A 21,325-nucleotide genomic window follows, 5' to 3' on the forward strand; every position below is an offset into this window, starting at 1 on the left:
TTCCTGGAACTGACCGGGCGCAACCTGCGGGAAGGGGCGAACCGCTGATGGCCACGCACGGCACCGCTGCCGGCGCCCGGGAAAGGCCCGGGCTGGGCAGGGTCCTGCAGGACACCAGGTACGTGTTCTGGCGGGAAATGCTGCTGCCGCTCAGGGACCCGTTCTCGCTGGTGTTCTCGCTGCTCCAGCCGCTGGTCTTCCTGGGACTGTTCGGCCCGTTGCTGGGGGCGGCCGTGGGCGCGCCGGCGTTCGGCGGACAGTCCACGCTCCAGTGGTTCCTTCCGGGCGTGGTGGTGATGATCGCCCTCTTCGGAACGTCCATGACCGGTTCAAACCTGCAGTATGAGCTCATGACGGGCTCCTATGAGCGCATCCTGGCAACGCCGCTGTCCCGGTCCTCGCTGATGATCGGGCGGGCGTTGAAGGAGTGGGCGCCGCTGGTGGTCCAGGGGCTCCTCATCGCACTGGTCTGCATCCCCTTCGGCTTCGTGTTCTACCCGCTGCACGTGCTGGCCGGGCTGGTCATCCTGGGGATCTTCGGAATAGGGCTTGGCGCCCTGTCCTATGCACTGGCGCTCGTCTCCCAGAACAAGGAGTGGATCTTCTGGGGAGTCCAGCAGACACTGCTGTTCCCGCTGATGATCCTCTCCGGCATCATGCTTCCCATCGAGGCGGGACCCGGGTGGATGAGGACGGCCAGCCTGTTCAACCCCCTGACTTACCTGGTGAACGCAGAGCGCGAACTGTTCGCGGGCAGCGTCGGGACGCACACCCTCCCGGGCCTTGTTGCCGCCTCGGTGACAGCCGCCGTCGGCGTTGCTGTGGGTGTAAAAGCCATCAGCCGCAACATCCGCTGACGTCACAGCCCCAGCCGGGCCACAGCCTCCTGGCGCATCTCCACCTTGCGGACCTTCCCGGACACGGTCATGGGGAACCGCTCCCGGACCTCCACGTAGCGGGGAATCTTGTAGTGGGCCAGCTTCCCCCGGCAGTACTCGGCAAGGGAGCCCGCGTCCAGCGGCTGGGCGCCGGGCTTGAGGATGATGCACGCCATCAGCTCCTCGCCGTACCTTGCATCCGGCACCCCGATGACCTGCACATCCTGGATCGACGGGTGGGCGAAGAGGAACTCCTCAATCTCCCGCGGATAGATGTTTTCGCCGCCCCTGATCACCATGTCCTTGATCCGGCCCTCGATGACGACGTACCCGTCATCGTCCATCCGGGCAAGGTCCCCGGTATGCATCCAGCCGTCGGCATCGATGGCCTCGGCGGTCTTGTCCGGCTGGTTCCAGTACCCCTCCATCACGGCATAGCCCCGGGTGCAGAGCTCCCCGATCCGGCCCCGCTCCAGCACTTCCCCCGATCCGGGATCGATGATCCTGCTCTCCAGGTGGGGCATGGTGCGTCCCACCGTCTCGGTGCGCTGCTGCAGGCTGTCCCCCTGCCGGGTCATGGTGGACACCGGCGACGTTTCAGTCATGCCGTAGCAGATGGCCACATCCACCATGTTCATCTCCGACATCACCCGGTTCATCACCTCGATGGGGCACAGCGAGCCGGCCATGACACCCGTGCGCAGGGTGGACAGGTCGTAGGAAGCAAAGTCCGGCAGCGCCAGCTCGGCGATGAACATGGTGGGCACGCCGTACAGGGAGGTCCCGCCGAAATCCTGGACGGCCTCCAAGGCGGCAGCCGGGCTGAATCCGCGGCCGGGGATGATGGTGGCAGCGCCGTGGCTCAGGGCGTTCAGGTTGCCGATCACCATCCCGAAGCAGTGGTAGAACGGCACCGGGATCACCACCCTGTCGTGCTCCGTGTACCCGAGCAGTTCGCCGATCGAGAACCCGTTGTTGAGGATGTTGTGGTGCGTGAGCGTGGCCCCCTTGGGGAAGCCCGTGGTCCCGGAGGTGTACTGCAGGTTGATGGGATCGTGCGGGTCAAGTTCAGCCATCCGGGCCTGCAGCCCGGCATGGCCGATGTCGTCCGCCCGCCGAAGCAGCTCCGCGTACGTCAGCTCCGCATCGCTTTGGGGGACGCCGGCGTCGAACCCGGCTTCCGCCGGCGCGGGCAGGAAAACCAGCTCGCGCAGGTCCGGGCACTCCGCGAGCGCCTTCCGGGCCATCCCCACATAGTCGCTGTTCGTATCCGACGGGGCGGTGACCAGCATCCGCATACCGTTCTGCCGCACCACGAATTCCAGTTCGTGGCTGCGGTAGGCAGGGTTGACGTTGACCAGGATGGCCCCGGCCTTGGCGGTGGCGTACTGGAGGAGGGTCCATTCGGCGCAGTTGGGACTCCAGATTCCAACGCGGTCACCCTTGGCGACGCCGAGGGCGAGGAGCGCACGCGCGAGCCGGTCGACGTCGTCGTTCATCTTGGTGTAGCTCCAGCGGCGGGCGTCGGCGCCCGGAACAGGTGCAGCCTCGATCAGCGCGTCGTGGAAGGGAAAGCGGGCCGCCACCCGCTCAAAGTTCCGGCCGATGGTTTCATGGAGCAGCGGGACGTCAGTGTCCCCGGCTGTGTAGGCGCGCATGCTGGCACGCTACCAAGTGGCTACCGGCAATGAAAGCACCAGCGGAAGCGGTGTCCGGCGCAACAGAACGAAAGCCGTCCGCAGGTGCCGGTATTGTGAAATCCATGACTTCTCCCATTGACCTGCAGGCAACGTTCATCCCCAACGACGGCGAGTTCCACCGCGTCAAGCTGGCCCTCGAAATCGCCATCGACGAGGTGGTGAATGAGCCCGGCTGCATCCGGTACGAGCTGACGGAAGCCACCGAGGAGAAGCTGGTCCTGACGGAGCAGTGGGCGTCGGAGGAGGACCTGGCCAAGCACTCCAAGGGCATCGCCGTGCAGGACCTGAACGAATCACTGAGCGCGCTCCTGGCCGAGCCCGTCAAGGTGGAACGGATCTAGCTGTCTTAACCAAAAATGCGGGACCTCCCACTGGGAGGTCCCGCATTTTGTCTAAGTCCTAGGCGTCCGGGATCTGTGTGCCGTCCTGCGGACCGGCCGGCTTGCCGGCGGCGGCAGCGGCCTCTTCACGCTGGCGTGCCACGTGGGCGTGGACTTCCTCCATGTCCAGGGCCTTCACGGCGTCCACCACCTGTTCGAGCTGCTGGGCGTTCAGCGCGCCGGGCTGCGAGAACACCAGCACTTTTTCACGGAAGGCCATCAGGGTGGGGATGGACGAAATGCCTGCCTCGGCGGCGAGCTGTTGCTCCGCCTCGGTGTCCACCTTGGTGAAGAGGACATCCGGGTGCTTCTCCGACACGGCCGAGTACGTGGGACCGAACTGCTTGCAGGGCCCGCACCATTCCGCCCAGAAATCCACCAGGACAATGTCGTTGCCTTCAATGGTGGATGCGAACTGTTCACCTGTGATGTCAAGGGTAGCCATGTGTCAACGGTACGCGCCGCTCCCCCGGCCTGTCCCGCCTGCGGCCCCTTGTTCGCTCCCCGCGTCATCGGGAATAACACGGGCAGCCGCAATGTACAGGGCGGCCGGCGGCGCCTAGTCTGGGGTCATCGCCGCGCGTGCGCACCCAGGAGGTCTGATGGCAACCGCTATCTCAGCGAAGTCCCTGACCAAGAAATTCGGGCGCCGCGAAGTGCTCCACGGCGTGGATTTCGAGGTAGAGGCCGGCTCCGTCTTTGGTGTGATCGGCCCGAACGGTGCCGGAAAGACCACCACCATGCGCTGCCTGCTCGACATCATCCGCCCCACCAGCGGGACCATCCGGGTGCTGGGGACCGACCCGCGGGCAGGTGGTCCGGAACTGCGGCGCCGCATCGGCTACCTTCCCGGGGAGCTGTTCCTGGCCGGCCGGGTAACGGGGCGCACCCTGCTGGCCCACTATGAGGCAATCAGCGGGCCGGTGCCGCCGGGCCGGGTGGACCAGCTGGCGGAGCGGCTGGGTCTGGACCTCACCCGCCATATCCGCAGGCTATCCAAGGGCAACAAGCAGAAACTGGGCCTGGTGCAGGCGTTCATGCACCAGCCCGAGCTCCTGGTCCTCGATGAGCCCACCAGCGGCCTGGACCCCCTGGTCCAGCAGGAGTTCCACGCCATGGTGCGCGAGGCAAGGCACCGCGGCCAGACCATCTTCCTCAGCTCGCACGTCCTGAGCGAGGTCCAGCAGACAGCGGACACGGTGGCCATCCTCCGGGACGGCAGGATCATCGCCGTCGAATCAGTCAGCGGCCTCCGCGAAGGTGCCCTGCGCCGCGTCCGCTTCACCACCTCCGGCATTGCAGCGCACGACGCCGCTGCGCTGCTCAGTGGCGTGCCCGGCGTCGGACACGTGGAGGTGCTGGAGTCCGACGGCACGGCGACGCTGTCCGCCACCCTTGGCGGGGACATCCAGCCGCTGGTGAGGATGCTGGCTTCCCTCCGGCTGACTGACCTCGTCCTGGAGGAACCGGACCTGGAGGAAGCAGTGCTGACGATGTACGCCGCCCCGCAGGAGGAGGCACGGTGACAACTCTTCCATTGTTCCGCCGGGCCTTCTTTGACACGTGGCGCTCCACCCTGGGCTGGGCGCTGGGCCTGGCCGCCGCGATCTTCCTCTACCTGCCGCTGTACCCGTCCATCGGCGGCAGCGCGCAGATGCAGGACATGATCGATGCCCTCCCTCCGGAGATGACAAAGGCGCTGAACTATGACCAGATTGCCACCGGTCCGGGCTACACGCAGGCCACGCTGTTCGGGCTCCTCGGCTTCCTCCTGATGACCATCGCATCCGTCTCCTGGGGCGCCGCGGCCGTGGGCGGGGACGAGGAGTCGGGCCAGCTGGAACTGACCCTGGCGCACGGGGTGCGCAGGGTGCAGGTGGTGCTGGAACGGGCCCTTGCCCTGCTGCTGCGCGTGGTGCTGCTGGCGACTCTGGTCTGCTCCCTGGTGTGGCTGCTGAACGGGCCGGCGCAGCTGGGCATTGGGCTGGGCAACCTGCTGGGCGCCTCCGTGCTGTTCGCCGGGCTGGCACTGCTGAGCGGAACGGCTGCCCTCTGTGTTGGCGCTGTTACCGGCCGCCGCACGTACGGGCTGGCAGCCGGTGCCGGCGTCGGTGTGCTCGGGTATGTGTTCAACGCGGTGGGACGGCAGAGCAAGGACGTGGAGTGGCTGCTGAACCTCAGCCCCTACCACTGGGCCTACGGAAACTCGCCGGTGGCGAACGGGGCGGACTGGCCGGCGGCGGCATGGCTGTGGGCCATCTCGGCCGCGCTGGTGGCGCTCGCCGCCGTTGCCCTGGAGCGGAGGGACGTGGGCGCCTAAGCCGCTACGCTTCCCAGCTGTGCGGTGCTGGTGTCCGGCTCCCGGGCAGCGTGCTGGACGCCCGCCATTCGTGGATCCAGTCGGGAAGCTCCAGGTCCGCAGGCGGTTCGCCGAACTCCTTCAGGATGTCCGCCTGGCTGACGGGCCGCCCTTTGTGGACCAGCCGGGTGGCGATGTACGCGCGGGCGTACACCTCACCGTCGGCCACCATGCGCTGTTCAAAGAAGATGGCTTTGGCATCCAGCCCGATGATGCGGGTCTCGATGGTGTAGTGCTGCCACAGCTGGAGGGACTTCCGGAAGGCGATGGTCTCCGCCGCCACCACCGGTCCCCAGCCGCGCCGTCGCATCCGCTTCCAGACCCCGCTGCGCACCATCAGGTCGAACCGGCCCAGGTCCATGAGGGACAGGTACATACCGTTGTTGACGTGCATGGCAATGTCGATGTCCGTCGGCAGGACCCGCAGCGGAAGCGATGAGCTGTCCCAGACGGTCAGGGGCGGCCGGCGCGACGAACGGACCAGCATCAGCAGGGTTCTCAGGAGGAGGTGCATCCCCCAATGCTACCCGCCAGTAACATTGGGGCCGCAGCGCGCCATGGCGCTGCCAGTAGGATTTCCTGCATGACGCAACAACGCTACCGGGATCTGGCGGACTGGCCTCTCACGGTGACGGCGCTCATCTTCCTGGGGGCCTACGCGTGGCAGGTGATTGGCCGGATCGAAGGCAGCGCCGCCCTCCTGCTCGAGGCTGTCATGTGGGCCACTTGGGGCATCTTTGCCGTGGACTACCTGGCCAACCTGTGGCTGGCAGCGGACCGCGGCAGCTGGTTTGTCCGGAACCTGCACGAGCTGGTGATCGTGGCGCTGCCGTTCTTCCGACCGCTGCGCCTCCTGCGGCTCGTGACACTGTTGTCCGTGCTGCACCGGACACTGGGCGACACCCTGAGGGGCCGGGTGGTCACGTATGTGGCGGGTTCAGCCACGATGCTGGTGTTCGTGGGCGCCCTGGCGGTCCTGGACGTGGAGCAGTCGGCCCCGGACGCGAAGATCGTCACCTTCGGCGATGCCTTGTGGTGGGCCATGACCACCATCACCACCGTGGGTTACGGCGACATGTACCCGGTGACGCCGATCGGGCGGATGGTTGCCGCTGCCCTGATGATGAGCGGCATCGCCGTGCTGGGCGTGGTCACGGCGTCCATCGCCTCGTGGCTGGTCCAGCGGGTAGAGGATACGGCTGAGGCAGTCTCCGAGGCCGAGGAACCGGTCCGTGCGCAGGTGGCGGACCTCGCGGCCGAAATTGCCGCGCTGCGGCGTGAGATCGCTGCCCTCCAGGAACGGCGAACGCCCTAGCCCGCGGCTGTCCGGAAAACACCGCTGCCCGGCAAGTACCGGGCCTTCCGCGGTTGAGTAGCAGGTTCCGCGCCACCAAGTACCGCACTCAAATATTCGGGTAATTCCTACTGGTGCCGCTAAGGTGCGCCCTTCCTAGACTCGGGATTCCTAGGACCGAACACAGTGCCGGCGGTCCCCCGGAGTTGCTTCCCGGGGTCCCGCCCCTCGCGGAGCCTCCGTATTTTCTGGGTATGCGGATGCCTCCATCCCGCGCCTTTCCGCGGCCCCGCATCAGCGGTGGCGGCCTGCGCGTTCCCCTCGATCCGTCCCGCCCGCCGAAGCGCACCGCTCCGGCCCGGCTGGACCGAGCCTGGACGGGCTACCCATGAACCAGCCATATATTTCCATCCCCGAAGGCCCCAGCAGGAGCTTCGCCACGGATGAACCCCGCACCGAGATCACCACTGGACGGCCGGCCATCAGCAACAGGCTGTGGGCCGGCATGGCAACAGCCGCCGTGGTGGCGGCGGTGGGCGTCGGCGCCCTGGCGGGGCCGCCCGCGTCAGTGGACCAGGGCACGACGACGGTTGGGCAGGTTGCCGCCGCCGCGTTGCCGGAGGTGCCGAACGCCGCAGCAGCCGCCGAAGCCCAGCCCGCGGCCGAGGCTGCTTCGGAGGCAGTTTCCGGGGCTCCCGCCCCGCCGGCGCCCGCTGCCGAGCCGGCGCCACCGCCTGCGCCGGAGCCAGCACCTGCGCCAGCTCCTGAACCTGCGCCTGCTCCGGCGGGTGACCCAAACCTGTACACCGTGGTTCCGGGCGATACCGTTGGAGCCATCGCGGCCAGGCACGGCGTGGACATGAACGCCATGCTCGCGGCGAACGGACTGGGCCACTACAGCATCATCGTTCCGGGCCAGACGCTGGTGCTCACGGGACCGCCTGTTGCGGTAGCGGCGGACACGCCCGCCCCTGCGCCGGCACCGGCTCCCGCACCGGCGGCCGCCGCACCCGCAGCAGCCCCCGCTCCCGCCCCCGCTCCTGTTTTTGTCCCGGCAGCCCCGGCCGTCCGCACCATTTACGTGGCCGGCGCCGGCGGGCAGTCCATGGTGGACGCCTGCATCGGGCCCATCCACTACACGCCCAACGACGGCTACTCGCTCTTTATCACTGAGCACGATTTTTGTGGCGGGTGGGCCCGGTTCTCCGGCATAGGCGTCGGGGAAACCGTCAGCATCCCGGGCTACGGAACCTATACCGTCTCAGCACGGGGCCAGGTGCCCAACCCGGGGACCACCAACGACGTCATTGCCGTCTTCGGCGGTTTCCCCCGTGCGATCCTCCAGACCTGCATCCCGGGCACCAGCCAGATGCTCCTGATTGCCCTGAACTGACGTGCACTGAACTGACGGGAAGGCCCCGCCGGCACCCTGGCCGGAACGGCTGAAGGGCCACCGGGTTTCGCAAGCTTGTCCGCGGTTCCTAGCCTTGACGGCGGGGAGCCGCGGGCAAGGCCATGACCGGACACAAAGAAACGCCACGGAGGGGACCCCGTGGCGTTGGTAGCGGGAAACCCTGACGGGGAAATCCAACCTATGCGTTCATCCGTTTGCGCTCCGAGATGTGCTCCACGAGCTCACCCACGCGCTGCTCGGAGTAGTTCCGGGCAATGTCGCCCTGGCTGATGATGCCCACCAGCTTGTGGTCGGCGATCACCGGGAGCCGGCGGACCTGGTGGGTTTCCATCATCTCGATCGCCGCGTCAACGTTCGCGTCCGCGTCGATCCAGTGGGGCCGGCCCGAGGCGAGGTCGCGGGCCATCATCTCGCGGGGATCGCGTCCTGCCGCCACGCACTTGAGCACGATGTCGCGGTCGGTGATCATGCCCTTCAACTTGCCGTCGTCACCGCAGATGGGCAGCGACCCGCAGTCCAGGTCCATCATCATCTTGGCGGCATCCACCAGGGACTGGTTTTCCTTAATACACTGCGCGTCCGTCGTCATGAACTCACGTACGGCACTCATTGGTCCTCCTTCATCGATGGGGATATCGACGCAGGGTACCGGGGCACATGCGCCGATGCTGCCAGCCTACGCCGGGCTCCTGGTGATGTCGACGGCGGTTTTCCGCGGCTTTGGAAGGGGACTTCCGCCCTCGGCGCCGGGGGACAATTCCTGGATTTCCGGCCTTCTTCGCGGCCCGTAACCACCGGGGGCAGGGCCCGCAAAAAAGCCCGTTATGCGGTGCAGGCTCCGGGTTCCGGGACACAAAAAAGCCTCCGGAACCATTCGGTTCCGGAGGCTTCTCCTTGGGTGGCAGATGAGGGATTCGAACCCCCGTAGGCGTTGCCAGCTGATTTACAGTCAGCCCCCTTTGGCCGCTCGGGTAATCTGCCGAACTTCAAAAGAAGTACCCGCCAATGCAGTCTGCGAACCGTCCGTTTCCGGGCCGTTCCGCTTCCAGTAACCGCGGGCAAGACAACTTTACAGAACTTCCGCCGAAGAATCGAATCGGGCCGCGGACACTCCCAAAACCCTTGCAATACCAGGGGAAATGGACGGAATCAGGCCCCGCCGAGGATCCTGCCGGCGAGCCGCGCCTCGAACTTCAGGGCCTGCTCCTCCGTGATCTGGTTCAGCTGGACAGCCCTGAGCAGATCCTCGTGGACGCCTTCCATCCGGGCTGAAGCGTCCGGCACGGGACTGAAGACGATTGCCGCAGCAACTGCCGCGGCCGCAACGGAACTGGCGGCCCCGGCAACCGCTCCGGCTGCTGCCGTGGTGGTTCGCGTGGCGTACCGGACGGCTTTGCGGTGCATGGTGTTCCCTTCCTGCAACTTCCCAACTCCTTCAACTCTGCGGCCGCCTCCTTCGTTCCCTCCGGGTGTCCGCTGAGAGGGAACTGTGAACCCGGCTTCCCCACGCTCCCCCACCAACACCGGCATCCGTATTAGGCTTTTAGGCAGCGATCAAGCCCTGTCCGCGCACAGGGTTCCCACCGGCACAAGGAGAGTCATGGCAGGCGAGTCAACGTTCGACGTCGTAAGCAAAGTGGACAAGCAGGAAGTGGCCAACGCGCTGAACCAGGCACAGAAGGAACTGGCCCAGCGTTACGACTTCAAGGGCGTGGGAGCCGAGGTGGACTTCAGCGGCGACAAGATCCTGATGAAGGCCAACTCTGAGGAACGCGTGCTCGCGGTGCTGGATGTCCTCCAGTCCAAGCTGATCCGCCGCGGCATCTCGCTGAAGTCCCTGGACACCGGCGAGCCGTATGCCTCCGGCAAGGAGTTCCGGCTCGAGGCCTCCATCAAGGAGGGAATCGCGCAGGACCTGGCGAAGAAAATCAACAAGCTCATCCGCGATGAGGCCCCCAAGTCCGTCAAGTCGCAGATCCAGGGCGACGAACTGCGCGTGACCTCAAAGTCCCGTGACGACCTGCAGGCCACCATGGCCCTGCTGAAGGACTTCGACGAAGCGGACCTGCAGTTTGTGAACTTCCGCAGCTAGCAGCCCGCGCCGTCGGTTTTCGATGCGCAAAAGTGTTCCCGCTACGCGTAAAGGGTGGCGCTCCCCGTATGCGGGCAGCGCCACCCTTTTTGCGCGTCGCCTTCGATTTTGCGTGTCGATGCTCCGCCGGCGGGGAAACCTGGCGTCAGCGCACCGGCCCGCCGGCCATCCGCTCCAGCCGCGCAATCCGGTCCCGCATGGGCGGATGGGTAGCGAACAGCTTGTTCATCGCCCCGCCGCGGAACGGATTGGCGATCATCAGGTGTGAGGCGTTGACCAGGCGCTGGTCCTGGGGCAGCGGGGCGATGCTGACGCCGCGCTCGATCTTGCCCAGGGCTGAGGCGAGGGCCAGCGGATCGCCGGTCAGCTGCGAACCGTCCTCGTCGGCGTCGTACTCCCGCGTCCGGGAAATGGCGAGCTGGATCAGGGACGCCGCGAAGGGGGCCAGCAGCGCCATGGCGATCATGGCCAGTGGATTCGCGTTGCGCCGGTCACCGCCGCCGAAGAAGAGGAGCATCTGCCCCACCGACGTGATCACGCCGGCCACGGCGGCCGCCACCGACGAGGTGAGGATGTCCCGGTTGTAGACATGCATGAGCTCGTGTCCCAGGACCCCGCGAAGTTCCCGGGCGTCCAACAGTTGCAGGATGCCCTGGGTCACGCAGACCGCGGCGTTGCGGGGATTCCGGCCGGTGGCGAAGGCATTGGGGTTCATGGTGGGCGACAGATAGATGCGCGGCATGGGCTGGTTGGCCCGGGCCGACAGCTCGCGGACCATCTGGTACAGCTGCGGGGCCTGCGCCTCGTCCACGGGAATGGCCTGCATGGACCGGATGGCGATCTTGTCGCTGTTCCAGTATCCGTAGGCGGTGGTAAACACCCCCACCAAGGCCATGATCCAGATGGGCGCGGAGCTGCGGGTGCTGGTGCCGATCACCGCCCCGAGTCCGAGGAGCACCGCCCACAGCACCCCGAAGAGCGCCGCCGTCTTGAGGCCGTTGTAATGTTTGTGCACGTCTCCTCCTTACTCACTAAGGGAACGGCTGTCTAGGGAACAGGGTTCCGGGCGTCGTATTCCCTGAAGCCGGGCTGCAGCTTTGCGGCCGCCCACGCGCCGGCGATGCAGAGGAAGCCGCCGATCAGCAGGACCCAGCCCTCTGCCACGATTTTGGTTGCGCCGCCTGCCAGCAGGTCGCCGATCCTGGGGCCGCCCGCCACCACCACGATGAACACCCCCTGGAGGCGCCCGCGGAGGTGGTCCGGGGTTGCTGCCTGCAGGATGGTGTGGCGGAAGACTCCGCTGATGGAATCGGCAATCCCGGCCAGCGCGCAGCACAGTGCCGCAGGCAGCAGCCACGGCGTCACTGCCCCGTCCGGAGCGCGCCCGGCCAGCAGCACCACCAGCCCGAACCCGGCAATGGAGGCGCCCCACCCCATCACCGAGAACACCACGGCGCTCCCCTGCCGGCGGACATTCCCGAGCGGCCCGGAGAACAGTCCGGCCAGGAAGGCGCCGATGGCGGTGGAGGCGAGGAGGATGCCCACGGTGGCCTCGCCGCCGCCGATCATGACCGCGCCGATGGCCGGCATGAGCGCCCGCGGCTGGGCCAGGATCATGGAGATCAGGTCAATGGCGAAGGTCATTCGCACGTTGGGCCGGGTGCCCAGGAAGCGGAAGCCCTCGACGACGGAGCGGAGTCCGGGCCTGCGCGGAGTTCCCGAGGGCGGCAGGGGCGGCAGCCGGTACACCGCCCACAGCACGAACGCGAAGCTGATGAAGTCAAGGGTGTAGGTCCACGCGAACCCTATCCAGGCCACCAGCACGCCGGCCAGCAGTGGACCTGCCGTCATGGCGAGGCCGAAGGACATCATGCTGAGGGCATTGGCCGCGGGCAGGAGTTCCTTGCGGACCAGCATGGGGAGGATGGCGCTGCGGGCCGGCTGGTTGATGGCCTGGGCTCCGCTCTGCGCCGCCACCAACAGATACAGGAGCCACACACTGTCCAGCTGCAGCCAGGACTGCAGGGCAATCACGCCTGTCGTCAGCCACAGGACAGAGGTGGCGAGCAATGCCACCGTCCGGCGGTCGTGGGCGTCGGCTATGGAACCGCCCAGCAGCCCGCCAATCACCAGCGGCACCAGGGCGAAAACGGCCAGCAGCCCCACGTAGAAGCTGTCTTGGGTCAGGCGGTAGACCTGCAGGCTGACTGCCACCAGGGTGAGCTGGCTTCCGACGGCGGACACGGCGGATCCCAGCCAGAGCCTGCGGAACGCCGGGCTCTCCCGGAGCGGCGTGATGTCAGCGAGCAGTTTCCCCACCCTGCAACCCTAGTGGTGCGGATGTGGCTGCTGGTTCGCGCGAGGTTAGTCCCGCCTTATTGTGAGATGTTCATAATAAGTGCTTCAATGGTGTCATGACGGAACACTTTGACGGCCACGAAGCATGGGCTGCCGCCCTGCGCGCCCACGGCCGCAGGGTGACCAAACAGCGGCTGGCGGTCCTGGCCGCCGTCGAACGCCATCCCCATTCCCCCGCCGAAAGCATCCTGAGCGCCGCCCGCGCCGAGCTTCCCGAGCTGACGGCCCAGTCCGTGTATGTGGTGCTGGGCGACCTGACGGACCTGCACATGCTCCGCAGGTTCGAGCCCCCGCACTCTCCCGCGCTGTACGAGACGCGCGTGGGAGACAACCACCACCACGCCATCTGCATCAGCTGCGGCCGGGTGGAGGACGTCGACTGCGCAGTGGGCCACGCGCCCTGCCTTACCCCCCACTGGGATGAGGGTGCCAAGCCGATGACCATCCAGATCGCCGATGTCATGTACCAGGGCATCTGCCAGGACTGCCAGCAGTCCCAACAACTTCCTTCCAACCGTCCCTCTGAAGAACCACAGAAATAAGAGAAATAGGAGAACAATGACTGCCATTTCAACAACCCAGTCAGGTGCCCCCGTTACGTCCGACGCGCACTCCAAGTCAGTCGGTGCCGACGGTGCCATCATCCTGACTGACCACTACCTGGTGGAGAAGCTCGCCCAGTTCAACCGCGAGCGGGTTCCGGAGCGCGTAGTGCACGCCAAGGGCGGCGGCGCATTCGGCACGTTCAAGGCCACCGAGGACGTGTCCAGGTACACCAAGGCAGCCTTCCTCCAGGCCGGCGTCGAAACCGAAATGCTGATCCGCTTCTCCTCCGTGGCCGGCGAAAACGGCTCCCCGGACACCTGGCGCGATCCCCGCGGCTTCGCCGTGAAGTTCTACACCTCCGAGGGCAACTACGACCTCGTGGGCAACAACACCCCCGTCTTCTTCATCCGCGACGGCATCAAGTTCCCGGACTTCATCCACTCCCAGAAGCGCCTCCCGGGCACCCACCTGCGCGACGCAGACATGCAGTGGGACTTCTGGACCCTGTCCCCCGAATCCGCCCACCAGGTCACCTGGCTGATGGGCGACCGCGGCCTGCCCGCCTCCTGGCGTGAAATGCAGGGCTACGGCTCGCACACCTACCAGTGGATCAATGCCGAGGGCGAGCGCTTCTGGGTCAAGTACCACTTCAAGTCCAACCAGGGCGTGAACTCCATGAGCAGCGAGCAGGCCGAGCAGCTGGCCGGCTCGGACGCGGACTACTACATCCGCGACCTGTCCGAGAACATCGAAGCCGGCAACTTCCCGTCCTGGGACCTCCACGTCCAGGTCATGCCGTACGAGGACGCCAAGACCTACCGCTTCAACCCGTTCGACCTGACCAAGGTGTGGCCGCACGGCGACTACCCGCTGATCAAGGTGGGCACCATGGAGCTGAACCGGAACCCGGAGAACTACTTCGCGCAGATCGAGCAGGCCACCTTTGCGCCGTCGAACTTCGTTCCGGGCATCGCCGCCTCCCCGGACAAGATGCTGCAGGCCCGCATCTTCTCCTACGCGGACGCACACCGCTACCGCGTGGGCACCAACCACGCCCAGATCCCGGTGAACCAGCCCAAGAACCAGGTCAACAACTACAGCCAGGACGGCGCCGGGCGTTACCACTTCAACGCCCCGTCCGTTCCCGTGTACGCCCCCAACTCCGTGGGCGGCCCGGCTGCCGTGGAGCCGCAGAACCCGGCCGGCGGCTGGGAGAACGACGGCGAGCTGACGCTGGCTGCGCACTCCCTCCACGCTGAGGACAGCGACTTTGTGCAGGCCGGCGCGCTGTACCGCGAGGTTTTCGACGACGGCGCCAAGGCCCGCCTGCTCGAGACCATCACCGGTGCCGTTGGCGGCGTGAAGAGCCCCGGCATCAAGGAACGCGCCATCCAGTACTGGACCAACGTTGACGCCGACCTCGGCGCCAAGCTGCGTGCCAACCTCGGTGCCGCCGATGCTCCGTCAGCCCCGGCTTCGGACGCAGAGTCAGCCAACAAGATCGGCTGATCCAGCCTTTCCTGAGGTTGCCCCAAGGGACCACCCCGTCACGGATTCCGTGGCGGGGTGGTCCCTTTTCCACATAGGGCAGCCTTTGCACATAGCCTTTCCGGGTACTGTCCCCCGGCGTTGGGCGAGCCTAGGCTCGCACCATGACAACTTTCCAGGGCATCCCGGCCGGCGCTTTCGGGTTCTACGAAGAGCTTCCGGACAACAACAACCGGGAGTGGTGGCAGGAGCACAAGGCCGGATACCAGTCGCTGGTCAAGGAACCCCTGGCAGCTCTGCTCGCCGAGCTGGAGCCCCGGTTCGGTCCGGCGAAGCTCTTCCGGCCCAACAGGGACATCCGGTTCTCCGAGGACAAGTCCCCGTACAAGACGGCCCAGGGTGCGGTGGCATCCGTCCAGGAAGGCGTTGGCTACTACCTGCAGATCAGCGCCGACGGCCTGCTGGTGGGCGGGGGCTGCCACTCGCACACCCCTGCGCAGCTGGTCCGCTACCGCAACTCGGTGGACGCTTCAGGCACAGGTGAGGCTCTCCGCCACATCGTGGAGGCTGTTGCCGCGGCCGGCTTCTCCGTTGAGGGCGAGAAATTGAAAACAGTCCCGCGGGGGTACGCCCGTGAGCATCCGCGGGCGGAACTCCTGAAGCACAAGTCCCTCTCAGCCAGCGTCAGCCTGGGCCGGCCGGACTGGCTGGCCACCCCCGGCGCGGTCCGGGAGATCGCGGCGCTGTGGGATGGCCTGCGCCCGTTGGTGGACTGGGTCAGCCGGCACGCTGCCCCTTGACGGGTGTTTCACCTGCTGATGCCGCAGCGGGCCGGTGTCCCTTCTTGGCCAGCTGGATCTGTTCGTAGACGTGGTGGCGAAGCTCGGTGAAGCGCGGCAGGGAACGGGTGTTCAGCTGGTCACGGTCCGCCGGGAGGTCGATCTGGATATCCTCCTGGATCACCGTCGGAGAACTCGACAGGATGATGACCCGCTCGCCAAGGTAGACCGATTCGTCAATGTCGTGGGTCACGAACAGCACCGTCACGCCGAGCTTTTTCCAGACAACCCGGATCAGGTCCTCAAGGTCGGCCCTGGTTTGCGCGTCCACCGCCGCAAACGGTTCGTCCATGAGCAGGACCTCGGGCTGGTAGGCGATGGCCCGGGCGATTGCGACGCGCTGCTGCATGCCGCCGGAGAGCTGCCAGGGGTAGGACCGCGGGACGTGGGAGAGGCCCACTGCTTCAAGGGCATCATCCACCAGCCGGTCGCGTTCGCCCTTGGGGACACCCTGGTTCTTCAGCGGCAGTTCGACGTTGTCCCGCACCCGCATCCACGGGAACAGCGAACGCCCGTATTCCTGGAACACCACCGCCATCTTCTTGGGCGGGCCGGTCACGCGCTTGCCGTCCAGGAGCACCTCGCCCTCGGTGGGCGCCATGAGCCCGGAGATGCACTTGAGCAGCGTGGTCTTGCCGGACCCGGAGGGCCCCACCAGGCAGGCCAGCTCCCCGGCGCGCAGGTCGAAGGTGAGGTTCCGGACAGCCTCGACGTCGCCGCCGTCGGTCTGGTAGACCTTCTTCAGCCCCCGTACGGAGAGCGTGGCCTCCGTGTTCGGTTGGGTGGGGTCAGGCTGCATTTTCTACCACTTTCTGGCCGTGGTACCAGCGCAGGATGTTCCGTTCGGCCCACTGGAAGATGAAGGACATGGCCACGCCCAGCAGGCCCAGGACCACGATGCCGGACCACATCTCGGGGATGGCGAAGGACCGCTGGAACTGGACGATCGTAAAGCCCAGCCCGGAGGACGAGGCAAACATTTCGGAGATCACCATCAGGATCAGCCCGAGGGACAGTGACTGTCGGACTCCGGCCATGATCTGCGGGCTCGCGGAGGGCAGCACCAGGTACCGGACCCGCGCCCAGCCGCTGATGCCGTACGTGTGGGCGGAGTCGGAGAGGACAGGGTCCACGGCGCGGACGCCTTCGATGGTGTTCAGCAGCACCGGCCAGACGCAGCCGGAAATGATCACCATGACCTTCATGGAATCGGTGATTCCCATGAGCAGCATGAGGACCGGCACCAGGACCGGGGGCGGGATGGCGCGGAAAAACTCCAGCGTCGGTTCCAGGAGGGAACGCAGCCACCGGACGGATCCGATCAGGACACCACCCACCACCCCGATGAGGATGGCAACGGCGACGCCCACCACAAGCCGGCCCAGACTGGGCAGGACATCGGAAAAGAAGCGGTCACCGAACCAGACCTCGCCGAACGTCTCCACGAGGTCTGCCGGCTTGGGGACAAAGAAGTTGACTGAGCCCAGGGTGGACACCCACCAGACCAGGACCAGCAGCACGGGCAGCCCGAGGATGTAGCCGATGTTCCTGGCCGTCCTCATACGATCACCTCCGACCGGATGGACGAGTGCCAGCCCAGGATCCGTTTTTCGATCTGGCGCATCAGCATGTTGATCAGGACGCCGATCAGACCGGTGGCCAGCACCAGGGCGTACATGCCGGAGATGGCGCCGCCGGACTGGGCCAGGGCGATTTCCCTGCCGAGTCCCGGGGATCCGATGACGAGTTCCGCGGTGATGGCCAGGACCAGAGCCACGGCCGCGGCGAGCCGTACCCCCGTCATCAGGTAGGGCAGCGCGGTGGGAAAGACCACGTACCGGATCCGGGCCATCCTGCCCAGGCCGTACGTCCTGGCGGTGTTGTTGGCAACCATGTCCACGTCGGCCACCCCGTACAGCACCTGGATCAGGACCTGCCAGAAGGAGGCGTACACAATCAGGAGGAGGGAGGACTCGATTTTCACGCCGAAGAGCAGCACGGCCAACGGGATGAGGGCAACCGACGGGATGGGTCGAAGGAACTCGATCGTGGAGTTGGTGGCCTTCCGCAGGAACTCGCTGGAGCCGATGATGAAGCCCAGCAGCACGGCGGCCGCCACGGCCATCAGCAGGCCGAGGAACCACGCCTTCATGGTCTCGCCCACCGCAACCCAGAAGGCCGTCAGTCCGAAGTCGACAACCAGGGCGGCGATGACCTCGCTGGCGGGCGGGAGGAACCGTTCATCGATCAGGCCAAGCCGGGGAATGAGCTCCCACGTCGCCAGGAATCCGATGATGCCCAGGATCCCCAGCAGCTGTTTCGCTGCTCCTTTGCCCGCCTTCCGGCGCTGCCGCTCCACGGATGGAGCGGCACCGCCGGCGGCCAGGGTTTCCGAACTCACGGGAGGAGGTCGTCCGCACTGGGGGCTTTGGAGAGGGTGCCGTACTTGGCTGCCGCGTCGCCCAGCGTCTTGAACGCGCCCTCGTCGAACTCAACGCGGTAGCGCGGGAGGATCATCTTCGCCCGTGTGGCCTCGTCGATCTTGGTGTACGTGCCCACGATCTCGCGGACTTCGTCCGGGTGCTCCTGGGCGTATTCCAGGGACTTGTTCATGGCGCGGGTGAACTTCTCCGTCAGGTCGGCTTTACCGCTGATGGTGTCGCCCTTGGTGAAGTAGCCGGCGATATCGAGTTCCGGGCTCATCTCCACGAAGTTCGATGACACCACCGTTCCGCCCTCATCCACGGCCTTGGACAGGAACGGCTCAAGGATCCATGCTGCATCCACCTGCTTGTTGGCCAGCGCCGCAGGTGCGTCAGGGAAGGCAACTTCCACGAACTTCACGCCGCTGGGATCGCCGCCGTCCTTCTCGATGACCGACTTAATGGTGGTGTCGCCGATATTGGAGAGGTTGTTCACGGAAACAGTTTTGCCGGCGAGGTCCTTGGCGGACTGGATGTCCGATCCGGCCGGGACAACGACACCGCCGATGTCTTTGCCCTCTTCACCCGTGGTGGAGGCACCGTTTGCCACGAACTTCAGGTCCAGCCCCTTGTCCTTGGCCACCATGACCGAGATCAGGTTGGAGAAGGCGAAGTCGAAGCTGCCGCTGACCACGCCGGGGACAATCGCCGCGCCTCCGGTGGCTGTCTGTATATCCAGCTCAAGGCCCTCTTCCTTGAAGAAGCCCTGCTTGTCACCGAGATAGATGGGCGCGCAGTCGACAATGGGGATGACGCCCACGCTGACCTTGGTCAAACCCGCATCCCCGCCCCCGGTGGCGGGTGCGGTTCCGCCTCCCGTGGAACTGGGCGAGCCGCTGCCGCAGGCCGCCAGCCCCAGGATGGAGGCCGCTGCGAGGACGGAAATAAGACGACTTTTCATGTTCACTCCTTCGTGCCCATGACCCGGAACCGCTGCGTTCCCAAGCCCTAGTGTTCGCCATTCGAACAGTCGTTCGATTACTCTGATTCAATCATGGTACGACGGCCAGGCCACCGATGTACGGCTCATTGTTACAGCTCTGGGACGGCGGCGTAAGGGACCCGACGGCGGCACTGTACTGCCGCGGTCGGGCCGCCAGGGAGTCCGGCAGGCAGGGCTGCTCAGCCGCCCTGTCCGCCAGCCGCCAGCCGGGTCTCAAGGTTGTTGAAGAAGACCGTGAGCATCAGTTCGAAAGCCTTCGTGGCTGCCTCCGGCTCGTTCATGACCACGAAGTCGAACTGGAGTCCGTAGAAAGTGGAGGTGAAGAGCCGCGCGTCCGTATCGGCGAATTCCTCCGATATCCCCTGGACCATCAGCCAGTCGCGGGTCTTGTGGTGGAGCATCCGGAAGTGCTCCTGCGACGTCCCCCGCGGCTCGGCGGCCACAATGTCCTGCGCCGTCGCTTCAAATTCGAGCCGCGTGAGGTGCCGGTTGCGCTGCGCCATGGTCCACTGCCAGGAATCCAGCAGGAAGTCCCGCCAGGCAGCGCGGTCGATGTCCCGCACGTCGGTGTTGCGCATCCGGTCCAGCCGGGACTCGATGGAAACCACGATGTCGTTGATGAGCTGGTCGCGGCTCCCGAAGTGGTACACCAGCACGTAGGCGCTCATCCCCAGGCCGTCGGCCAGGCTCCGGAAGGTGAGCTCGGCCAGCGTCTTGTCCATCAGATAGTCAAGGATGGCGGCGAGGAGCTCGGCCTTGCGTTCGTCTCGTGTGGGGCGGGCCATAAGTCCAATCCTAGGTGGCGGCTCCCTCCCGGAAGCCGGGCATGCGAATGCCCGCCCGGGCAGGCCTGGGCGGGCATTCGGGGAAACGGGGTCAGACGCGGGTGAGCTCGTCGCCGTCGCGCACCCCGCCGGAGGCCGTTCCGTTAACCGCACTGCTGGCGTCGCCGAACCGCTCGTTGAGGCGGGAGTGGCGCTGGCCGTAGGCGAAGTAGATCGCCATGCCAATGACCAGCCAGACGGCGAAGAAGATCCACGTCTCCACCGCAAGGTTGGTCATGAGGTAGAGGCACAGCACTGCGGACACGATGGGCAGGACCTTCCCGAAGGGGACGCGGAAGGCGGGCTTCAGGTCGGGGCGCTTCTTGCGGAGCACCAGGATGCCGAGGCTTACCACCACGAACGCGGACAGCGTTCCGATGTTGATCATTTCCTCCAGCAGGTCCACGTTGGTCAGGCCAGCCACCAGTGCAACAGCGGCGCCGCAGATGACCTGGAGGCGCACCGGCGTCGAACGCTTCTCGCTGGTCCTGGACAGCGCCCGGGGCAGGAGGCCATCGCGGCTCATGGCGAGAACCACGCGGGACAGGCCCATAAGGAGCACCATGATCACGGTGGTCAGGCCCACCAGCGAGCCGAAGGCGATGACCTTGGCGGCCGAGGTGTCGCCCACGGCTTCGAAAGCGGTGGTGAGGGTGGGGTTCTCCGCCTCGGCCAGCTGCGTGTAGGACACCATGCCGGTCAGGGCCAGGGAGACCAGGATGTAGAGCAGGGTCACCAGGGCCAGTCCGCCGAAGATGCCGCGCGGCAGGGTCTTCTGCGGGTTCTTCACTTCCTCGGCGGAGGTGGCCACCACGTCGAATCCGATGAAGGCGAAGAACACCAGGGCGGCGCCGGCAAAGATGCCCAGGGTGCCGTACTGGGCCGGGGCCGCGCCGGTCAGGAAGCCGAAGAACGACTGCTTGAGGACGTCGGCGGTGCCCGTGCCGCCGGTGGGCTCAGCGGCGGGAACGAACGGGGCGTAGTTTTCGAACTTCACGTAGGTAAAGCCCACCACGATCACAAAGAGGACGACGCCGATCTTGATCAGGGTGAAGATGTTGCCCACGCGGGCGGACAGCTTGGTGCCAAGGACCAGCAGCACGGTGAAGACGGCGACGATCAGGAAGGCGCCCCAGTAAAGGTCAACCCCGCCCAGGGAGACCGCCGGCGGGATATCGGCCCCCATGAGGGCGAACACCTTGCTGAGGTAAATGCCCCAGTACTTGGCGATGACCGCAGCGGCGGTGAAGAGTTCCAGGATCAGGTTCCAGCCGATGATCCAGGCCAGGAGTTCGCCCATGGTGGCGTAGGTGAAGACATAGGCGGAGCCTGCCACGGGGATGGCGGTGGCGAACTCGGCGTAGCACATGATGGCCAGCGCGCAGGTGACCGCGGCGACGGCAAAGGACAGCGTCACGGCCGGTCCCGAGAAGTTGGCTGCTGCCTTGGCGCCCACGGAGAAGATGCCGGCGCCGACAGCCACCGCGACGCCCATGATCATCAGGTCCCAGGTGCTGAGGGAACGCTTGAGCTTGCGTCCGGGCTCATCGGCGTCGGCCATCGACTGCTCGATGGATTTGGTCCGGAGAAGGTTCATAGGGAGATCACAATCCTGGTTTCGGCTGGAAACAGACCTCCTAACGCTAGTGTCCATCCACTGGACGGGCCGAATTGTTCCGAATGGTGAGACACGCGATATGCCAAACTTTGTTCCTGCAAACGCACGT

22 protein-coding genes, 1 tRNA gene and 1 pseudogene are annotated in these 21,325 nt (G+C 66.0%); 10 read left to right on the forward strand and 14 right to left on the reverse strand.

Annotated elements, in window-relative coordinates:
- Positions 1 to 47 precede the first annotated feature (47 nt).
- The gene (locus AC4BCK_RS14935; protein WP_490566066.1) at positions 48 to 857 is read left to right on the forward strand and encodes an ABC transporter permease; all 810 of its coding nucleotides are present in this window, start codon (positions 48 to 50) and stop codon (positions 855 to 857) included.
- A 2-nt stretch (positions 858 to 859) separates the two neighbouring features.
- Here AC4BCK_RS14935 and AC4BCK_RS14940 read toward each other — a convergent pair whose 3' ends face one another.
- Positions 860 to 2,536 (reverse strand): AMP-binding protein, encoded by a 1,677-nt coding sequence (locus AC4BCK_RS14940; RefSeq protein ID WP_400600333.1) that lies wholly within the window; start codon positions 2,534 to 2,536, stop codon positions 860 to 862.
- Positions 2,537 to 2,640: 104 nt separating this feature from the next.
- Between AC4BCK_RS14940 and AC4BCK_RS14945 the strand changes: the two genes are divergently transcribed.
- Positions 2,641 to 2,919, forward strand: coding sequence for a putative quinol monooxygenase (locus tag AC4BCK_RS14945; RefSeq protein WP_066278079.1), 279 nt, complete (start codon positions 2,641 to 2,643; stop codon positions 2,917 to 2,919).
- 58 nt (positions 2,920 to 2,977) lie between these two features.
- Here the strand turns inward: AC4BCK_RS14945 and AC4BCK_RS14950 are convergent, their stop codons facing one another.
- Positions 2,978 to 3,403, reverse strand: a complete 426-nt coding sequence (locus tag AC4BCK_RS14950; RefSeq protein WP_104184401.1) for a thioredoxin family protein — start codon at positions 3,401 to 3,403, stop codon at positions 2,978 to 2,980.
- Between the two features lie 157 nt (positions 3,404 to 3,560).
- On the opposite strand from AC4BCK_RS14950, the gene AC4BCK_RS14955 reads away from it, so the two are divergent.
- Both AC4BCK_RS14955 and AC4BCK_RS14960 read left to right on the forward strand, forming a co-directional pair.
- Positions 3,561 to 4,484, forward strand: a complete 924-nt coding sequence (locus AC4BCK_RS14955) for an ABC transporter ATP-binding protein (protein ID WP_490566067.1) — start codon at positions 3,561 to 3,563, stop codon at positions 4,482 to 4,484.
- Entirely contained in the window at positions 4,481 to 5,278 is a 798-nt protein-coding gene (locus tag AC4BCK_RS14960; RefSeq protein ID WP_251422015.1) for an efflux permease Rv1217c-related protein, read from the forward strand. Before AC4BCK_RS14955 ends, AC4BCK_RS14960 begins: the two co-directional genes overlap by 4 nt.
- A gap of 4 nt (positions 5,279 to 5,282) precedes the next feature.
- Here AC4BCK_RS14960 and AC4BCK_RS14965 read toward each other — a convergent pair whose 3' ends face one another.
- On the reverse strand, positions 5,283 to 5,831 hold the full coding sequence (locus tag AC4BCK_RS14965) for an acyl-CoA thioesterase (protein WP_174181474.1): 549 nt from the start codon (positions 5,829 to 5,831) through the stop codon (positions 5,283 to 5,285).
- Positions 5,832 to 5,900: 69 nt separating this feature from the next.
- Between AC4BCK_RS14965 and AC4BCK_RS14970 the strand changes: the two genes are divergently transcribed.
- Both AC4BCK_RS14970 and AC4BCK_RS14975 read left to right on the forward strand, forming a co-directional pair.
- Positions 5,901 to 6,632 carry a potassium channel family protein gene (locus AC4BCK_RS14970; protein ID WP_490566068.1) on the forward strand — a complete coding sequence of 244 codons (732 nt, stop codon included), beginning with the start codon at positions 5,901 to 5,903 and terminating at the stop codon, positions 6,630 to 6,632.
- Positions 6,633 to 6,999: 367 nt separating this feature from the next.
- Positions 7,000 to 8,004 (forward strand): LysM peptidoglycan-binding domain-containing protein, encoded by a 1,005-nt coding sequence (locus tag AC4BCK_RS14975; RefSeq protein ID WP_490566069.1) that lies wholly within the window; start codon positions 7,000 to 7,002, stop codon positions 8,002 to 8,004.
- 199 nt (positions 8,005 to 8,203) lie between these two features.
- Here the strand turns inward: AC4BCK_RS14975 and AC4BCK_RS14980 are convergent, their stop codons facing one another.
- The 3 genes from AC4BCK_RS14980 to AC4BCK_RS14990 all read right to left on the reverse strand — a co-directional run bounded on the left by AC4BCK_RS14980 (position 8,204) and on the right by AC4BCK_RS14990 (position 9,429).
- The gene (locus tag AC4BCK_RS14980) at positions 8,204 to 8,635 is read right to left on the reverse strand and encodes a CBS domain-containing protein (RefSeq protein ID WP_174181468.1); all 432 of its coding nucleotides are present in this window, start codon (positions 8,633 to 8,635) and stop codon (positions 8,204 to 8,206) included.
- A gap of 289 nt (positions 8,636 to 8,924) precedes the next feature.
- Positions 8,925 to 9,006 (reverse strand) — tRNA-Tyr (locus AC4BCK_RS14985).
- Positions 9,007 to 9,174: 168 nt separating this feature from the next.
- The gene (locus AC4BCK_RS14990) at positions 9,175 to 9,429 is read right to left on the reverse strand and encodes a hypothetical protein (RefSeq protein WP_310108920.1); all 255 of its coding nucleotides are present in this window, start codon (positions 9,427 to 9,429) and stop codon (positions 9,175 to 9,177) included.
- A 196-nt stretch (positions 9,430 to 9,625) separates the two neighbouring features.
- On the opposite strand from AC4BCK_RS14990, the gene AC4BCK_RS14995 reads away from it, so the two are divergent.
- Positions 9,626 to 10,117, forward strand: coding sequence for a YajQ family cyclic di-GMP-binding protein (locus AC4BCK_RS14995; protein WP_104184409.1), 492 nt, complete (start codon positions 9,626 to 9,628; stop codon positions 10,115 to 10,117).
- A gap of 145 nt (positions 10,118 to 10,262) precedes the next feature.
- Here the strand turns inward: AC4BCK_RS14995 and htpX are convergent, their stop codons facing one another.
- A complete protein-coding gene (gene htpX / locus AC4BCK_RS15000; protein WP_400575400.1) occupies positions 10,263 to 11,132 on the reverse strand; it encodes a zinc metalloprotease HtpX in 870 nt (289 codons plus the stop codon).
- A 32-nt stretch (positions 11,133 to 11,164) separates the two neighbouring features.
- Complete coding sequence (locus tag AC4BCK_RS15005) at positions 11,165 to 12,436, reverse strand: MFS transporter (RefSeq protein WP_490566070.1); 1,272 nt, start codon at positions 12,434 to 12,436, stop codon at positions 11,165 to 11,167.
- Positions 12,437 to 12,531: 95 nt separating this feature from the next.
- On the opposite strand from AC4BCK_RS15005, the gene AC4BCK_RS15010 reads away from it, so the two are divergent.
- The 3 genes from AC4BCK_RS15010 (at position 12,532) to AC4BCK_RS15020 (ending at position 15,309) form a co-directional block, all read left to right on the forward strand.
- Positions 12,532 to 13,017, forward strand: coding sequence for a Fur family transcriptional regulator (locus AC4BCK_RS15010; protein ID WP_174181459.1), 486 nt, complete (start codon positions 12,532 to 12,534; stop codon positions 13,015 to 13,017).
- A 16-nt stretch (positions 13,018 to 13,033) separates the two neighbouring features.
- Entirely contained in the window at positions 13,034 to 14,530 is a 1,497-nt protein-coding gene (locus tag AC4BCK_RS15015) for a catalase (protein ID WP_174181458.1), read from the forward strand.
- Between the two features lie 143 nt (positions 14,531 to 14,673).
- Positions 14,674 to 15,309 carry a DUF2461 domain-containing protein gene (locus AC4BCK_RS15020; protein ID WP_490566071.1) on the forward strand — a complete coding sequence of 212 codons (636 nt, stop codon included), beginning with the start codon at positions 14,674 to 14,676 and terminating at the stop codon, positions 15,307 to 15,309.
- Here AC4BCK_RS15020 and AC4BCK_RS15025 read toward each other — a convergent pair.
- The 6 genes and pseudogenes from AC4BCK_RS15025 to AC4BCK_RS15050 all read right to left on the reverse strand — a co-directional run.
- Positions 15,287 to 16,006, reverse strand: a pseudogene (locus AC4BCK_RS15025) (ABC transporter ATP-binding protein); the annotation flags it as partial. The gene AC4BCK_RS15020 and the pseudogene AC4BCK_RS15025 sit on opposite strands and share 23 nt — an antisense overlap.
- Before the next feature lie 130 nt (positions 16,007 to 16,136).
- Positions 16,137 to 16,910, reverse strand: a complete 774-nt coding sequence (locus AC4BCK_RS15030; protein WP_363954704.1) for an ABC transporter permease — start codon at positions 16,908 to 16,910, stop codon at positions 16,137 to 16,139.
- A complete protein-coding gene (locus AC4BCK_RS15035; protein ID WP_174181451.1) occupies positions 16,907 to 17,749 on the reverse strand; it encodes an ABC transporter permease in 843 nt (280 codons plus the stop codon). The genes AC4BCK_RS15030 and AC4BCK_RS15035 overlap by 4 nt, the downstream gene beginning before the upstream one ends.
- Positions 17,746 to 18,732: an ABC transporter substrate-binding protein gene (locus tag AC4BCK_RS15040; RefSeq protein ID WP_174181449.1), complete on the reverse strand. Its 987-nt coding sequence runs from the start codon at positions 18,730 to 18,732 to the stop codon at positions 17,746 to 17,748. The genes AC4BCK_RS15035 and AC4BCK_RS15040 overlap by 4 nt, the downstream gene beginning before the upstream one ends.
- A gap of 221 nt (positions 18,733 to 18,953) precedes the next feature.
- Positions 18,954 to 19,559: a TetR/AcrR family transcriptional regulator gene (locus AC4BCK_RS15045; RefSeq protein ID WP_363954700.1), complete on the reverse strand. Its 606-nt coding sequence runs from the start codon at positions 19,557 to 19,559 to the stop codon at positions 18,954 to 18,956.
- A 91-nt stretch (positions 19,560 to 19,650) separates the two neighbouring features.
- The gene (locus AC4BCK_RS15050; protein WP_174181445.1) at positions 19,651 to 21,195 is read right to left on the reverse strand and encodes an amino acid permease; all 1,545 of its coding nucleotides are present in this window, start codon (positions 21,193 to 21,195) and stop codon (positions 19,651 to 19,653) included.
- Between the last annotated feature and the right edge of the window lie 130 nt (positions 21,196 to 21,325).

The organism is Pseudarthrobacter sp. As-47 (genome assembly GCF_058215595.1).

Bases quoted from the DNA above. Each gene is read 5' to 3' on its own strand.
- AC4BCK_RS14990 (WP_310108920.1), bottom strand. From the start codon at position 9,429: ATGCACCGCAAAGCCGTCCGGTACGCCACGCGAACCACCACGGCAGCA.
- AC4BCK_RS15020 (WP_490566071.1), top strand. From the start codon at position 14,674: ATGACAACTTTCCAGGGCATCCCGGCCGGCGCTTTCGGGTTCTACGAA.
- AC4BCK_RS15050 (WP_174181445.1), bottom strand. From the start codon at position 21,195: ATGAACCTTCTCCGGACCAAATCCATCGAGCAGTCGATGGCCGACGCC.
- AC4BCK_RS14940 (WP_400600333.1), bottom strand. From the start codon at position 2,536: ATGCGCGCCTACACAGCCGGGGACACTGACGTCCCGCTGCTCCATGAA.
- AC4BCK_RS14945 (WP_066278079.1), top strand. From the start codon at position 2,641: ATGACTTCTCCCATTGACCTGCAGGCAACGTTCATCCCCAACGACGGC.
- AC4BCK_RS14995 (WP_104184409.1), top strand. From the start codon at position 9,626: ATGGCAGGCGAGTCAACGTTCGACGTCGTAAGCAAAGTGGACAAGCAG.
- AC4BCK_RS15015 (WP_174181458.1), top strand. From the start codon at position 13,034: ATGACTGCCATTTCAACAACCCAGTCAGGTGCCCCCGTTACGTCCGAC.
- AC4BCK_RS15040 (WP_174181449.1), bottom strand. From the start codon at position 18,732: ATGAAAAGTCGTCTTATTTCCGTCCTCGCAGCGGCCTCCATCCTGGGG.
- AC4BCK_RS14975 (WP_490566069.1), top strand. From the start codon at position 7,000: ATGAACCAGCCATATATTTCCATCCCCGAAGGCCCCAGCAGGAGCTTC.
- AC4BCK_RS15030 (WP_363954704.1), bottom strand. From the start codon at position 16,910: ATGAGGACGGCCAGGAACATCGGCTACATCCTCGGGCTGCCCGTGCTG.
- AC4BCK_RS14955 (WP_490566067.1), top strand. From the start codon at position 3,561: ATGGCAACCGCTATCTCAGCGAAGTCCCTGACCAAGAAATTCGGGCGC.
- AC4BCK_RS14980 (WP_174181468.1), bottom strand. From the start codon at position 8,635: ATGAGTGCCGTACGTGAGTTCATGACGACGGACGCGCAGTGTATTAAG.
- AC4BCK_RS14965 (WP_174181474.1), bottom strand. From the start codon at position 5,831: ATGCACCTCCTCCTGAGAACCCTGCTGATGCTGGTCCGTTCGTCGCGC.
- AC4BCK_RS14970 (WP_490566068.1), top strand. From the start codon at position 5,901: ATGACGCAACAACGCTACCGGGATCTGGCGGACTGGCCTCTCACGGTG.
- AC4BCK_RS15010 (WP_174181459.1), top strand. From the start codon at position 12,532: ATGACGGAACACTTTGACGGCCACGAAGCATGGGCTGCCGCCCTGCGC.
- AC4BCK_RS14950 (WP_104184401.1), bottom strand. From the start codon at position 3,403: ATGGCTACCCTTGACATCACAGGTGAACAGTTCGCATCCACCATTGAA.
- AC4BCK_RS15045 (WP_363954700.1), bottom strand. From the start codon at position 19,559: ATGGCCCGCCCCACACGAGACGAACGCAAGGCCGAGCTCCTCGCCGCC.
- AC4BCK_RS14935 (WP_490566066.1), top strand. From the start codon at position 48: ATGGCCACGCACGGCACCGCTGCCGGCGCCCGGGAAAGGCCCGGGCTG.